The organism is Streptomyces sp. NPDC101219 (genome assembly GCF_044767675.1).
GTDB lineage: Bacteria > Actinomycetota > Actinomycetes > Streptomycetales > Streptomycetaceae > Streptomyces.
In genome coordinates, this window is the sequence record NZ_JBIWOK010000003.1 from 369,932 (window position 1) to 383,856 (window position 13,925).

The 13,925-nt window shown below is 72.5% G+C and carries 11 protein-coding genes; 8 read left to right on the forward strand and 3 right to left on the reverse strand.

The annotated features are described in order from the left end of the window. Positions 1-434: 434 nt before the first annotated feature. Positions 435-719 carry a hypothetical protein gene (locus ACIRPP_RS07885; protein WP_403638908.1) on the forward strand — a complete coding sequence of 95 codons (285 nt, stop codon included), beginning with the start codon at positions 435-437 and terminating at the stop codon, positions 717-719. 511 nt (positions 720-1,230) lie between these two features. Here the strand turns inward: ACIRPP_RS07885 and ACIRPP_RS07890 are convergent. Beyond that, positions 1,231-1,707 (reverse strand): GNAT family N-acetyltransferase, encoded by a 477-nt coding sequence (locus ACIRPP_RS07890; RefSeq protein ID WP_192235377.1) that lies wholly within the window; start codon positions 1,705-1,707, stop codon positions 1,231-1,233. A 91-nt stretch (positions 1,708-1,798) separates the two neighbouring features. Between ACIRPP_RS07890 and ACIRPP_RS07895 the strand changes: the two genes are divergently transcribed. After that, on the forward strand, positions 1,799-2,602 hold the full coding sequence (locus ACIRPP_RS07895) for an exodeoxyribonuclease III (RefSeq protein WP_403638911.1): 804 nt from the start codon (positions 1,799-1,801) through the stop codon (positions 2,600-2,602). Here the strand turns inward: ACIRPP_RS07895 and ACIRPP_RS07900 are convergent. Continuing rightward, on the reverse strand, positions 2,590-3,237 hold the full coding sequence (locus ACIRPP_RS07900; RefSeq protein ID WP_403639175.1) for a MerR family transcriptional regulator: 648 nt from the start codon (positions 3,235-3,237) through the stop codon (positions 2,590-2,592). The two genes, ACIRPP_RS07895 and ACIRPP_RS07900, sit on opposite strands and share 13 nt — an antisense overlap. A 378-nt stretch (positions 3,238-3,615) precedes the next feature. On the opposite strand from ACIRPP_RS07900, the gene ACIRPP_RS07905 reads away from it, so the two are divergent. The 4 genes from ACIRPP_RS07905 to ACIRPP_RS07920 all read left to right on the forward strand — a co-directional run bounded on the left by ACIRPP_RS07905 (position 3,616) and on the right by ACIRPP_RS07920 (position 7,256). Further along, positions 3,616-5,148 carry a flavin-containing monooxygenase gene (locus ACIRPP_RS07905; RefSeq protein WP_403638913.1) on the forward strand — a complete coding sequence of 511 codons (1,533 nt, stop codon included), beginning with the start codon at positions 3,616-3,618 and terminating at the stop codon, positions 5,146-5,148. Beyond that, positions 5,145-6,119: an alpha/beta fold hydrolase gene (locus ACIRPP_RS07910; RefSeq protein WP_403638915.1), complete on the forward strand. Its 975-nt coding sequence runs from the start codon at positions 5,145-5,147 to the stop codon at positions 6,117-6,119. Before ACIRPP_RS07905 ends, ACIRPP_RS07910 begins: the two co-directional genes overlap by 4 nt. Continuing rightward, positions 6,116-7,000 (forward strand): SDR family oxidoreductase, encoded by an 885-nt coding sequence (locus ACIRPP_RS07915; RefSeq protein ID WP_403638916.1) that lies wholly within the window; start codon positions 6,116-6,118, stop codon positions 6,998-7,000. The genes ACIRPP_RS07910 and ACIRPP_RS07915 overlap by 4 nt, the downstream gene beginning before the upstream one ends. A gap of 76 nt (positions 7,001-7,076) precedes the next feature. Continuing rightward, positions 7,077-7,256 (forward strand): hypothetical protein, encoded by a 180-nt coding sequence (locus ACIRPP_RS07920; RefSeq protein WP_164337800.1) that lies wholly within the window; start codon positions 7,077-7,079, stop codon positions 7,254-7,256. A 191-nt stretch (positions 7,257-7,447) separates the two neighbouring features. Here the strand turns inward: ACIRPP_RS07920 and ACIRPP_RS07925 are convergent, their stop codons facing one another. Beyond that, positions 7,448-10,699 (reverse strand): S41 family peptidase, encoded by a 3,252-nt coding sequence (locus ACIRPP_RS07925; protein WP_403638918.1) that lies wholly within the window; start codon positions 10,697-10,699, stop codon positions 7,448-7,450. A gap of 183 nt (positions 10,700-10,882) precedes the next feature. Here ACIRPP_RS07925 and ACIRPP_RS07930 point away from each other — a divergent pair, with 183 nt between their 5' ends. Both ACIRPP_RS07930 and ACIRPP_RS07935 read left to right on the forward strand, forming a co-directional pair. After that, complete coding sequence (locus ACIRPP_RS07930) at positions 10,883-11,482, forward strand: TetR/AcrR family transcriptional regulator (RefSeq protein ID WP_403638920.1); 600 nt, start codon at positions 10,883-10,885, stop codon at positions 11,480-11,482. A gap of 137 nt (positions 11,483-11,619) precedes the next feature. Then, positions 11,620-13,833, forward strand: a complete 2,214-nt coding sequence (locus ACIRPP_RS07935; protein WP_403638922.1) for an MMPL family transporter — start codon at positions 11,620-11,622, stop codon at positions 13,831-13,833. The last annotated feature ends 92 nt before the right edge of the window (positions 13,834-13,925 follow it).

The following is a 13,925-nucleotide window of genomic DNA, read 5'->3' on the forward strand; positions in this document are numbered from 1 at the left end:
AGTTCCCAAGAGCCAAGCCCACAGGAAAACCGTACTGCACGAGGTGCAAGGGGCCGAGTGATGCGCGCATGGATCACGACTGGCGCGACTGTGTTGGGGGCCGTTGCGGCATTGATCACTGCGCTGCGGGGATAGTCCGCAGTACAGCAGCGATGTACAGCAACCACGGCAGCCGCCTATGACGGCCGCTGGCCGGTATAGGCACTCTGGCCAGGCAAGGAGACCTCAGCGACCGTCCCGCCCGTAGTTCGCATCGAGGGGGCCAGGGGTTCAAATCCCCTCAGGTCCACGCAGCTCGAAGCCCCGGTCGGGATCTCCCGACCGGGGCTTCGACGTCTCGTACGGCAGCGAAGTACGGACATGACTCCGGAGCCGCACGCCACGGGGCTCAGCGAGGAACGGGCAGGTCAACGCCTTGCCCGGAGAGGGCGTTCGTGAATCTGGCAGATCAGGCGGCGAACCCGGGACCTGCCCCCTTCTTCCTGGCGGCCGTCGGTGGCGCATTCCTTCTGGGCCTGGGTTACGTGCTGTGGTTCGATCCGCGCGGCTACGGCGTGCGGCTGATGGGACTCTGGTATTCCGCTTCGCCCTACCGGGTCCCCGACGGGTACGCCCTGGCGCGGCGGGCACGCCTGTTCGGCGTCATGTACTTCGCGGGCGGCGCAGTGGTGGCAACGGTTGCCGTTCTGGGGTTCCTTGGCAGATTCCCGCCCAGCTGACCCACGGAAACCGCTGCACGCGAGAGGGTGCAGCGGGCTGTGTGGTCATCGGCCAGGACTCCGGCAGGTCCGTCGGTGAGGAAGTGCGGCCGCTCCGCGTTCTGGCCTCCGGGCGACTGCCCCCGAGCACGCGCCGCGCCCCCCTCCGGTCCCGGTCGAGCTGATGCCCCCTCCGCCCCGGCCGCAGGCCGTGGCCCTGGTGGCCCGCCTCGTCTCCAGCAGCGCCCTTGCCAGGCGCACGAGTTGAGCCAGGCGCGCCGGATCCGGGGCGGCGGACGTGAGAACGTCCGTGGAGGAGCGGTCCGGGCAGGGGAGGGTCAACGCCAACCGCTCGCGGGGACGGTCGCCGTGCCGCACCGTGAGGTGGTACGTCAGCACCGGGATGCCGCCCGCGAGGTGGGCGGCCGTCAGGGCGTCGACTTCGGACCGCGTGCTGCCGTCGCCGGTGGGGTACGGGTGGGCGAGGGCCCGCTCGGCCGGTGTGCGGGCCGCCGACGGCACACCGGTGGCCCTACAGCGCCTTGGCGTAGCAGCGGCTCTCCTCGTGGAAGCGGTAATAGCCGAAGGGCTCGCAGGGCTCGTAGCCGCTGGAGGTGTACAGGGCGATGGCCTCCGGCTGCTTGGTGCCGGTCTCCAGGACCATGCGGACGCGGCCGGCGGCGCGGGCGTCGGCCTCCAGGGCGGCCAGGATGCGGCGGGCCAGGCCGCGGCCGCGCATGGACTCGATCACGTACATCCGCTTCAGTTCGGCGTCGCCGTCCCGGTTGCCCTCGCCGTTGGCGTTCTGCACGCGCCAGCCGCCGGAGGCGACGGGGACGTCCCGGTCGTCGTAGACGATCAGATACGTGCCGTTCGGGGGTGTGAAGTCCGCCGGGTCCATGGGGGTGGCGTCGCCGCCGTCGCCGTAGCGGAGGTTGTATTCGGCCTGTACCTCGGCGTCCAGCTTCACGGCGTCGGGGTGGTCGTAGGGGACTGGGCGGATGTTCATGATGAGCACGGTAAATCAGGATCGCGGGTGATCGGGAGCAGAAATCCGGTCCGGAATTGGACCGTGTCCAGGGTATGGGTACGCTGCCCTGGTGCTCACTGTGACCTCTGTCAACGTCAATGGTCTGCGTGCCGCCGCGAAGAAGGGCTTCGTGGAGTGGCTGGCCGGAACCTCCGCCGATGTGGTGTGCCTGCAGGAGGTGCGGGCGGAGCCGCACCAGCTGCCCGAGCAGGTGCGGGAGCCCGAGGGGTGGCACGTCGTGCACGCCCCGGCGGCGGCGAAGGGGCGCGCGGGGGTGTCCCTGTACACCCGGCGTGAGCCCGACCGGGTGCGGATCGGCTTCGGCTCGGCCGAGTTCGACGGCAGCGGCCGGTACGTGGAGGCGGACCTGCCCGGCGTCACCGTCGCCTCCCTGTACCTGCCCTCCGGCGAGGTCGGCACCGAGCGGCAGGACGAGAAACTGCGGTTCATGGGGGAGTTCCTCGCCCACCTGAAGCAGCTGCGGGAGCGGGCCGCCGGTGAGGGACGCGAGGTCGTGGTGTGCGGGGACTGGAACATCGCCCACGAGAAGGCCGACCTGAAGAACTGGCGGGGCAACCTCAAGAACTCGGGCTTCCTGCCCGAGGAGCGGGAGTGGCTGTCCCGCGTGCTGGACCCGGACGAGGGCGGGTACACCGACGTGGTGCGGGCGCTGCATCCGGAGGTCGACGGACCGTACTCGTGGTGGTCGTACCGGGGGCGGGCGTTCGACAACGACACGGGCTGGCGGATCGACTACCAGATGGCGACCCCGGGGCTGGCCGCGCGGGCGCTCAAGGGGTACGTGGAGCGGGCCGCCTCGCACGCCGAGCGGTGGTCGGACCACGCTCCGGTGACGGTGGTCTACGGCTCCTGAGGCGGGCGGCCGGGCCCGTTCTGCTTGCGCAGCCGCCGGTCCAGCGCCAGGGAGAGTTCCGAGTCGACGACGCTGCGGGCCAGCGGGCGCAGGCGGTCCAGTGCCTCCTCGGGGGCGTGGCGCAGGATGAGGTCGGCGAACAGGTCGGCGAGGGCGTCGGCGTGGCTGCGGACCGTCGCGCCGGCGTGCAGAACCTCGGCCAGCGGGATGCCCTCGCGGACCAGGGCGGAGGAGACGTCCAGCAGGCGGCGGCTGATGTGGACGATCTCCTCGCCGTCGGTGGCCAGGTAGCCGAGTTCGAGTGCGGCGGCCAGGTTCTCCGGGGTGACCTGTCCGGCGAACCGGTCGGCGAGCTCCTCGGGGGTGAGGCGGACCGGGGTCTCCTCGGTGGGCGCGCCCACGCCGAGGAGTTCGCCGACGTCCCGGCCGTGGTCGAAGGCCTCGGCGAGCTCGGCTATGCCGTTCAGGGTGTGGCCGCGTTCCAACAGGGCCGTGATGGTGCGCAGGCGTGCCAGGTGGTGGTCGTCGTACCAGGCGATGCGGCCCTCGCGGCGGGGCGGCGGGATCAGTTTGCGTTCGCGGTAGAACCGCAGGGTGCGCACCGTGATGCCGGCCAGCCGGGCCAGCTCCTCCATGCGGTACTCGCGCCGCTCACCGGTTTCCGCGCCGTCTTCTGCCACATCAGCAGCCTAGGGCCTCTCGTTCGGATCGGGCCGGGCTCGCGGGCCCCGGCACCGCGCCCCGCCGCGTTGTCGTCGGTTGTCAGGGCTCCGCTCTGCCGCCCTCCTCCGCCTTGCGAGCCCCGGCGCCGGACCCCGCTCCCTGATCCGGCCTGATCCGAACGAGAGACCCCGGGGCCTGACACTGTCGCCCCGCCCGCCCGGGACGCGCCCGGCCTACCGGCGGTAACTTTCCCTCCCTGCCCCCTACCCATCAGTACGGTGCTGCTCTACGCTCCCCATTGCGCCAGTGTTCACTGGCAGGGTTCTTCGGCGATGCGTGGAGGCTTTGGGATGGCCGAGCACGAGCATGTACGGGTCGCGGTGGTCGGTTCGGGATTCGGCGGCCTGGGCGCCGCCGTACGGCTGCGGCGTGAAGGGATCACCGACTTCGTCGTCCTGGAACGGGCCGGCAGCGTCGGCGGGACCTGGCGCGACAACAGTTATCCGGGCTGCGCCTGCGACGTGCCGTCGCACCTGTACTCCTTCTCCTTCGCGCCCAACCCGGACTGGCCCCGCTCCTTCTCCGGGCAGGAGCACATCCGCGCCTACCTGGAGCACGTCACCGACACCTTCGGGCTGCGCCCCCACCTGCGCTTCGACTCGGAGGTGAAGCGGATGGTGTGGGACACCGAGCGGCTGCGCTGGGAGATCGAGACCAGCAGCGGCAGCCTCAGCGCCGACGTCGTCGTCTCCGCCACCGGACCGCTTTCCGAGCCCAAGGTCCCGGACATCCCCGGACTCGACACCTTCCCCGGCAAGGTGTTCCACTCCGCCCGCTGGGACCACGACTACGACCTGCGCGGCAAGCGGGTCGCGATGATCGGCACCGGGGCCTCCGCCATCCAGATCGTGCCGGCCGTCCAGCCGCTCGCCTCCCGCCTCACCCTCTTCCAGCGCACCCCCGCCTGGGTCCTGCCCCGCGTCGACCGGCCGATCAGCGCCGCCGAGCGCGCCCTGCACCGCACGCTGCCCCTCACCACCCAGCTGCGCCGCGGACTGCTGTGGGGCGTACGGGAGTTGCAGGTGCAGGCGTTCACCAAGCACCCGCGCCAGCTGGGCTTCGTCGAGCAGCTCGCCAAGCGCAACATGGGCCGGGCCATCAAGGATCCGGACCTGCGCGCCAAGCTCACCCCCGACTACCGCATCGGCTGCAAGCGGATCCTGCTGTCGAGCACCTACTATCCGGCGCTGGCCCAGCCGAACGTCGACGTCGTCGCCGCCGGCCTGCGGGAGGTGCGCGGCTCCACCCTCGTCGCCGCCGACGGCACCGAGACCGAGGCCGACGCGATCGTGTTCGGCACCGGCTTCCACGTGACCGACATGCCCATCGCCGAACGCGTCGTCGGCGCGGAGGGCAGGACCCTCGCCGAGACCTGGGCGGGCGGGATGCAGGCACTGCGCGGCGCCGCGGCGGCCGGCTTCCCCAACTGGATGACGATCATCGGGCCGAACACCGGGCTCGGCAACTCCTCCATGATCCTGATGATCGAGTCCCAGCTGAACTACCTGGCCGACTACCTCCGCCAGCTCGACGTCCTGGGCGGCCGGGTCGCCCTCGACGCCCGCCCCAGCGCGGTGCGCGCCTGGAACCACCGGGTGCAGGAGCGGATGAAGCGCACGGTGTGGAACACCGGCGGCTGCACCAGCTGGTACCTGGACGCGAGCGGACGCAACACCACCATCTGGCCCGGCACCACGAGCGAGTTCCGGCGCGCCACCCGGCGGGTGGACCTCGCCGAGTACGCGGTGCTGCGCCCCTCCCCGGCACACTCCGCCGCCACCCCGGCCGGCGCCTCCGACGAGACCGCGGAGGTGACCGCGTGAGCAGGCCGGCGCACGTCACCTCCGGGCCCTACGCCCCGCCCGTCCCCGGCCGGGAGCTGACCGCCGTCTCCGCCGACGGCGCCCGGCTGCACGTCGAGACGCATGGGCCCGACGGGGCGCCCGCGGTCGTCCTGGCCCACGGCTGGACCTGCTCGACCGCCTTCTGGGCGGCGCAGATCCGCGAACTGGCCGCCGACCACCGGGTCATCGCCTACGACCAGCGCGGCCACGGCCGCAGCCCGGCCTCCGACGCGTGCAGCGCCGACGCCCTCGCCGACGATCTGGAAGCCGTGCTGACGGCGACCCTCGCACCGGGCGAACGGGCGGTCCTGGCCGGGCACTCCATGGGCGCGATGACGATCCTCGCCGCCTCCGCCCGGCCCGCCCTCGCCGCGCACGCGGCGGCCGTCCTGCTGTGCAGCACCGGCAGTTCGCGCCTGGTCGCCGAGTCGACCGTGGTGCCGATCCGCCCCGGCCGGCTGCGGACCGGACTGACCCGGCGCATCCTCGGCTCCCGGCTGCCGCTCGGCCCCGTCACGCCGATGGCCCGCCGCGTCCTCAAGTACGGCACCATGGGCCCCGGTTCGGCGCGGGAGACGGTCGACGCCTGCGCCCGTATCGTGCACGCCTGCCCGCGAACGGTGCGCCACGCCTGGTCCCACGTCCTCGACGCGCTCGACCTCGACGAGCGGGTGCGGGAGTTGAAGGTGCCGGCGGAGGTCCTCGTGGGCACCGCGGACCGGCTCACCCCGCCCGTGCACGGCAGGTCGCTGGCCGCCGCGCTGCCACACTGCCTCGGGCTCACCGAACTGCCCGGCATCGGCCACATGACGCCCGTCGAAGCGCCCGGCACGGTCACCGCGAAGATCCGCGGCCTGGTGACCGCCCACCTGACCGCACCGGGGCCGGCCGCACCGGCCGCCCCCGCCGGACCGCCCGTTCCCGCCGCACCACTGGAGGAGACCGCATGAGCAGGGCCAGTCTCGAGGGACGGGTCGCCGTCGTCACCGGAGCGGCGCGCGGCGTGGGCGAGTTGCTGGCCCGCAAGCTGTCCGCGCGCGGGGTGAAGGTCGCGCTGGTCGGCCTGGAGCCGGACGCGCTCAAGGACGTCTCGTCCCGCCTGCACAGCGACAGCGACCACTGGTACGCCGACGTCACCGACCACGAGGCGATGACCCGGGTCGCCGCCGAGGTCAAGGAGCGGTTCGGGCGGGTCGACATCGTGGTCGCCAACGCCGGTGTGGCGACGGGCGGTCCGTTCTCCGACTCCGACCCGGAGTCCTGGCGGCGGGTGATCGAGGTCAACCTGATCGGTTCGGCGGTCACCGCTCGCGCCTTCCTGCCGCTGCTCACCGTCTCCCGCGGCTACCTGCTCCAGATCGCCTCGCTCGCCGCGATCACCCCGGCGCCCATGATGACGGCCTACTGCGCGTCCAAGTCCGGGGTGGAGGCCTACGCGCACAGCCTGCGCGCCGAGGTCGGGCACCGCGGCGTGAAGGTGGGCGTGGCGTACCTGTCGTGGACGGACACCGACATGGTGCGCGGTGCCGACCAGGAGGACGTCATGCGGGAGTTGAGGCAGCGGCTGCCGTGGCCGTCGAACAAGACGTACCCGCTCGGTCCCGCCGTGGACCGCATCGTGGCCGGGATCGAACGGCGCTCCGCCCACGTCTACGGGCAGTGGTGGCTGCGCGGGATGCAGGGCGTGCGCGGCTACCTGCCCGCCGTCATCGGGACCGTCGGCCAGCGGGAGATGCGGCGCTTCGCGGACCGGCTCACCGGGATGCGGACGGGCCTGGTCGGAGCCGGTGGCAGCGCCGACGAACAGCACCGTGTCACGCAGCGTAAGTGATCGACATGCGCAGGGTGACCGCCCGTGTGAATCTGGTCGGGCCAGATCCCCTCACCCCCCACGGGAGTGAACCCACATGGGTATGAAGGACCAGTTCCAGGAGAAGTCCGAGCAGTTCCAGCAGCAGGCCAAGCAGAAGGCCCAGCAGGGCAAGGAGCAGCTGCAGAACCGCGGTCGCCGTCGTGACGACGACATGGACAACCCGCGCCGCCGGCCGGAGCACGAGGAGCGCATCGACCGCGACCGCGAGGTCTGACGTCCTGCGCGAGGCGGAGTGACGCGAGAAGGGGCGCCCCGAGGGAGGCGCCCCTTCTTCGTGCGCGCTCCGAGGGAGGTGCCCGTTCTTCGTGCGCGCTCCGAGGGAGGGCCCTTTCTTCGTGCGCTCCGCCCTCCTGCCCCGTACGCCCCATCTCCGTGCCGGAGCCCGGAGTTGCGGGCCGGCCGCCGCTACGTCCTCGGCGGCAGCTTCGGGCGGGAGCGGTCCGGGAGGTCCCGGTAGGAGGGCGGGGTGGCCGGGGGCTCGGACTCCAGCAGGTCCAGGGCCAGCCGGACGGCGTCGTCCAGCTGCGTGTACCGGCCCTCCGCCCAGTCCAGGGGGGTGCGCAGCGCCTCCAGGTCGGGTGCGACGCCGTAGTTCTCCACGGACCAGCCGTACGCGTCGAACCAGGCCGCGTTCATCGGCACCGTGATGACCGTGCCGTCGCCGAGCCGGTGCCGTCCGGTCATGCCGACCACGCCGCCCCAGGTGCGCTGGCCGACCACGGGACCGAGCCGCAGCAGCTTGAACGCGGCGGTGATCATGTCGCCGTCGGAGCTGGTCGCCTCGTCGGCCAGCGCCACCACCGGCCCGCGCGGGGCGTTGGAGGCGTACGAGACCGGCTGGGCGTTGCGGGTGAGGTCCCAGCCGAGGATGGTGCGGGTCAGTTTCTCGACGACGAGTTCGCTGATGTGGCCGCCGGCGTTGCCGCGCACGTCCACGATGAGGGCCGGCCGGGACACCTCCATGCGCAGGTCGCGGTTGAACTGGGCCCAGCCGGAGCCGCCCATGTCGGGGATGTGCAGGTAGCCGCACCGGCCGTCGCTCAACTCCCGGACCACCTGGCGGCGTTTGGTGACCCAGTCCTGGTAGCGCAGCGGCCGTTCGTCGATCAGCGGGACGACGGCGACCCGGCGCGGGGCGCCCTCGCCCCCGGCGGGCGCGAAGGTCAGCTCCACGGTCGTGCCGCCCGCGCCCGCCAGCAGCGGGTACGGTCCGGTCACGGGGTCCACGGCGCGGCCGTCGACGTGGGTGAGGACCGCGCCCTCGCGGATGCCGGTCCCGGCCAGCGGGGAACGGGCCCGGGAGTCGGAGGCGTCGCCGGGCAGGATCCGCCGGACCGTCCAGCCCTCCTCCCGCGGCACGAGGTTGGCGCCCAGCAGGCCCTGGCGGCGCTGGTAGTGCGGCGGGCCCTCGTTGCGCCGGGCGGCGCTGACGTAGGCGTGGGAGGTGCCGAGTTCGCCGAGCACCTCGCGCAGCAGGTCGGCGAACTCGTCGGGGGAGGCGACCCGTTCGACCAGGGGGCGGTACTGGTCCAGGACGGCGTCCCAGTCGATGCCGCACATGCCCGGGTCCCAGAAGTAGGCGCGGATCAGCCGCCCCGCCTCCTCGAAGGACTGCCGCCACTCCGCGTCCGGGTCGACCTCGTGCAGGATGCGGCGGGCGTCGATCCACACGGTGGAGTCGCTGTCGCCGGGCTCGGTGGCGGGCACCGCGCGCAGTTCGCCCTCGTCGGCCACCACCAGCCGGGTGCCGTCGCCGCTCACCGCGAACACGTCGAGGTGGTCGACGAGTTCGGTCCTCTTGGCCTTGCCGATGCCGAAGTGCTCCAGGGTGGGCCGGCCGCTGGTGTCGTCCGGGTTGGCGAAGGTCTCGCCGAGCGCGCCGGAGATCGGCCAGCGCAGCCACACCAGGCCGCAGCCCGCGACGGGGTGCAGCGCCGAGTACTTGGAGGCGGCCACCGGGAAGGGGGTGACCCTGCTCTCCAGCCCCTCGGTCTCCACGGTGACGGTGCCGTTCTCGCCCTCGCCGGCGTCCTCGCGCTCCACCGGGTCCAGTCCGCCCGCGGCCGGGCGGCCCTCCGGGTTGAGCGCGAACGGTGAGGGGGTCGCCGAGGACAGCGGCACCAGGTAGGGGCGGCAGCCGAGGGGGAAGGACAGGTCGCCGGTGTGCACGTCGTACACCGGGTCGAAGCCGCGCCAGGACAGGAAGGCCAGGTAGCGGCCGTCCCGGGTGAACACCGGACTCTCGTCCTCGAAGCGGCCGTCGGTGACGTCGACGACGAGCCGGTCCGCCAGCCGGGCCAGTTTGATCTGCCGCAGCGACCGGCCGATCCCCGGGTGCGACCAGGTCAGCCACGCCCCGTCGGGGGAGAAGGCCAGGTCGCGCACCGGGCCGTTGAGGGAGCGGATCAGCTCGGTGACCTCGCCGCCGTCGTCCTCGCCGGTGCCGAGGAGCAGCAGCCGGCCGTCGTGGGCGGCGACGGCGAGCCGCTCGCCCTCGGGGTCCGCGACGAGTTCCAGGACCCGGCCCAGCCGTCCGGCGGCGAGCCGCCGGGCGGGGCGCTGGCCGGTGGCGCGGGGCAGGGAGGCGATCTCCACGGCGTCCTCGCCCTCGGCGTCGGTGACGTAGGCGACCTGCCCGGTCGCGCCGAGCATCTCCGGGAGCCGGACCCGCACGCCCGGGGTGTCGGTGAGGGTGCGGGCGGGGCCGTCGCGGTGGGTGAGCCAGTACAGGCTGCCGCGGACCACGACGGCGCTGGCCCGGCCGGTCTCGTCGACGGAGATGGCGTCCAGGTGCTGTGCGGCGGGCACCTGGTGGCGGCGGCGCCCGGCGCGCGGGCTGCTGAGGCGCACGTCGAGGCGGTGCGGGAGGGAGCCGGGGGACAGGTCGTCCACCATCCACAGGTCGCCGGCGCACTGGTACACCACCCGGGTGCCGTCGCTGGAGGCGTGCCGGGCGTAGAAGGCGTCGTGGTCGGTGTGGCGGCGCAGGCCGGTGCCGTCGTGGGCACAGGAGTAGAGGTTGCCGACGCCCTCGTGGTCGGAGAGGAAGGCGATCCGTCCGCCGACGAACATCGGGGAGTGCAGGTGGCCGTCGATGCCGTCGAGCAGCCGCCGGCCGTGCAGCCACAGCCGGCCCGTGGCGCCGCCCCGGTAGCGCTTCCAGGAGGCGGGTTCGTGCGGCGGGGTGCCGGTGAGCAGCAGGGACTTGCGTTCGCCGTCGATCTCTGCGGTCTGGATGTCGCTGACCGGGCCCCAGGGCAGTTTGCGGCCTGGGCTGCCGTCGCAGGGCAGCTTGTAGGCCCAGGTGAAGTAGGAGAAGGGTTCGCCGTGCGAGGCGACGGCGAGGATCTCGGCGTTGCCGTGTTCGTCGGGCGGCTCCCAGCCGCAGACCCGGGTGTCGTCGCTGCCCCAGTACGTCAGCCGGGTGCCCGGGCCGCCGTCGACGGGGATCACGTGCACCTCGGGGTCGAGGCTGTGCCAGCTGGTGTACGCGATGTGGCGGCCGTCGGGGGAGAAGCGGGGGTGGCCCAGTTTGGTGCGGTCCACGGTGAGCCGCCAGGCCCGGCCCGGACGGTCCAGCGGGGCGATCCACAGGTCGTCCTCGGCCACGAAGCACAGCAGGTCGCCGTTGAGGTGCGGCAGGCGCAGGTAGGTCACCCTTCCCATGCTTTTCCGGGGGGTGTACCGGGGCAAGTCGGCCGAAGCGGGCGCATGCGCGCGAGGGCGCGTGATCCACGACACGTACGAAACGGTTTCGTTCCCTTAAGGGGCGGGGTATCGTCGTCACGTGTACGAAACCGTGTCGTTCGCACGGTGGACCGGAACGGAGAGGTGGACGGGATGACGGAGACGACGGCCCCACGTCGCAGCCGGATCACGCCCGAACGCGAGGCCGAGCTGTACGCGGCCGTGCTCGACCTGCTCCGCGAGGTCGGCTACGACGCCCTCACCATGGACGCCGTGGCCGCCCGCACCCGGTCCAGCAAGGCCACGCTCTACCGCCAGTGGGGCGGCAAGCCCGAGCTGGTGGTGACGGCGCTGCGGTTCCAGAAGCCGGGCAGCATCGCCGACATCGACACCGGTTCCCTGCGGGGCGACCTGCACGCGATCATCACGCGCGAGGACGACTGCGCCATGGAGCAGAACGCCGCCCTGATGCGGGCGCTGTCCATGGCCATCCAGGCGAACGAGGACCTGCGTCAGGCGTTCAAGGAACTGCTGGTGGAGCCCGAGGTGGAGGAGTTCCGCCGCATCGTCCGGCGGGCGATCGACCGCGGTGAGGTCAGATCCGACAACCCGGCCCTGTCGTACATGGTGCACATGCTCGTCGGCGCGTTCGCCACGCGGACGCTGATCGACGACCTGCCACCGACCCGGGAGTTCCTGGCCTCGTACATCGACGCCGTGGTCCTCCCCGCACTCGGCGTCTCCCCACGCTGACCCGGCGGCCGCCCCGGCCGCCGCACTCCCTTCACTGACCGCACCCCCGGTCAGCCAGTACCTGACGCCTCCGCTCACGTCGTCGGGCCGTACGCCCCTGCCCTGAAAGAACCACGACTGACCGGGAGACCTCCCTCGTGGCCACATTCCTCTATCGACTCGGTCGACTCTCCTTCCGGCGAAGGCACTTCGTCGCCCTGATCTGGGTCGCCCTGCTGGCCCTCGCCGGGGTCGGCGCGGCCGGTGCCCCGGCGGCCGGGAACAGTTCGTTCTCCATCCCGGGCACCGAGGCCCAGAAGGCCTTCGACCTGCTCGAGGAGCGCTTCCCCGGCACCAGTGCCGACGGAGCGACCGCCCGCGTCGTCTTCAAGGCGCCCGACGGCGAGAAGATGACCGACGCCGCCCACAAGGCGACCGTCGGCAGCACCGTCGAGGAACTGTCCGGCGGCGCGGAGGTCGCCCGGGTCACCGACCCCTACCAGGGCGGCGGCATCAGCCAGGACGGCAGCGTCGCCTACGCCTCGGTGAGCTACAAGGTCTCCGGCATGGAGCTGGAGGAGTCCTCCCGCGAAGCCCTTCAGGCCGCCGCCGAGGACGCCCGCGACGCGGGGCTGACCGTCGAGATCGGCGGTGACGCCCTCCAGGCCGTCCCGGAGACCGGCGCCGCGGAGATCATCGGCATCGGCGTCGCCGCGGTCGTCCTGGTCATCACCTTCGGCTCCCTGCTCGCGGCCGGACTGCCGCTGCTCACCGCGCTGATCGGCGTCGGCATCGGCGTCTCCGCCATCACCGCGCTGGCCGTCACCCTCGACCTCGGCTCCACCACGTCCATCCTGGCCACGATGATCGGCCTCGCGGTCGGCATCGACTACGCCCTGTTCATCGTCTCCCGCTACCGCGCCGAACTCGCCGAGGGCCGCGAACGCGAGGAGGCGGCCGGCCGGGCCGTCGGCACCGCGGGCTCCGCGGTCGTCTTCGCCGGTCTCACCGTCGTCATCGCCCTGGTCGGCCTGTCGGTGGTCAACATCCCGATGCTGACCAAGATGGGTGTCGCCGCCGCCGGCACGGTCGCCATCGCGGTCCTGATCGCCCTCACCATGATCCCCGCGCTCCTCGGCTACGCCGGCCGCCGGGTCCGCCCGGCCGGCGAGAAGAGCAGGCTGCTCGGCGGAGGCCGCACCTCCGGCAAGCCCGGCCGCGAGAACATGGGCACCCGCTGGGCACGCTTCGTCGTCCGCCGGCCCGTGGCCGTGCTGCTGCTCGGCGTGGTCGGCCTGGGCGCCGCCGCCCTGCCCGCCGCCTCCCTGGAACTGGGCCTGCCCGACGACGGCTCCCAGCCCACGTCCACCACCCAGCGCCGCGCCTACGACCTGCTCTCCGAGGGCTTCGGCCCCGGCTTCAACGGCCCGCTCGTGGTCGTCGTCGACGCCGAGGGCAGCGACGACGCGCAGGGCGCCTTCGAGCGCACCGGCAAGAAGATCGAGGGGCTCGACAACGTCGTGGCCGTGACCCCGGCGGCCCCCAACAAGGCCGGCGACACCGCCACCATCACCGTCATCCCCGAGTCCAAGCCGTCCTCCGTGACCACCGAGGACCTGGTGCACGACATCCGCGACGCCGGGAGCGGTCTGAAGGCCGACACCGACGCCGAGGTCCTCGTCACCGGCGCCACGGCGATGAACATCGACGTGTCCGAGAAGCTCAACGACGCGCTCGTGCCCTACCTGATCCTGGTCGTCGGCCTCGCCTTCCTCCTGCTGATCGTGGTCTTCCGCTCGATCCTGGTCCCGCTGAAGGCGGCCCTCGGCTTCCTGCTGTCGGTGATGGCCGCCCTCGGCGCCGTCGTCGCGGTCTTCCAGTGGGGCTGGCTGTCCGGCCTCATGGGCGTCGAGGAGACCGGCCCGGTCATGTCGATGATGCCGATCTTCATGGTCGGCGTGGTCTTCGGCCTGGCGATGGACTACGAGGTCTTCCTCGTGACCCGCATGCGGGAGGCGTACGTCCACGGCGAGCAGCCCACCCAGGCCGTCGTCACCGGCTTCCGGCACGGCGCCCGGGTGGTGACCGCCGCCGCCGTGATCATGATCGCGGTCTTCTCCGGCTTCATCGGCTCCAGCGAGTCCATGGTCAAGATGATCGGCTTCGGCCTCGCGATCGCGGTCCTCTTCGACGCCTTCGTCGTCCGCATGACGATCGTCCCGGCCGTCCTGGCCCTGCTCGGCAAGCGCGCCTGGTGGCTGCCGAAGTGGCTGGACCGGATCCTGCCCAACGTCGACGTCGAGGGCGAGAAGCTGCAGACCGGCGGCGAGAAGGAGAAGGGCGACGAGGACCGGGAGCTGGTCAGGGTCTGACCACCCCGGACAGCGGCCGCGCGCCGGCCGCCGCACACCAGCCGGTGAGGGTTCCCGTGGGGACGGGGGCGCCCTCACCGGCTTCCCCTTCC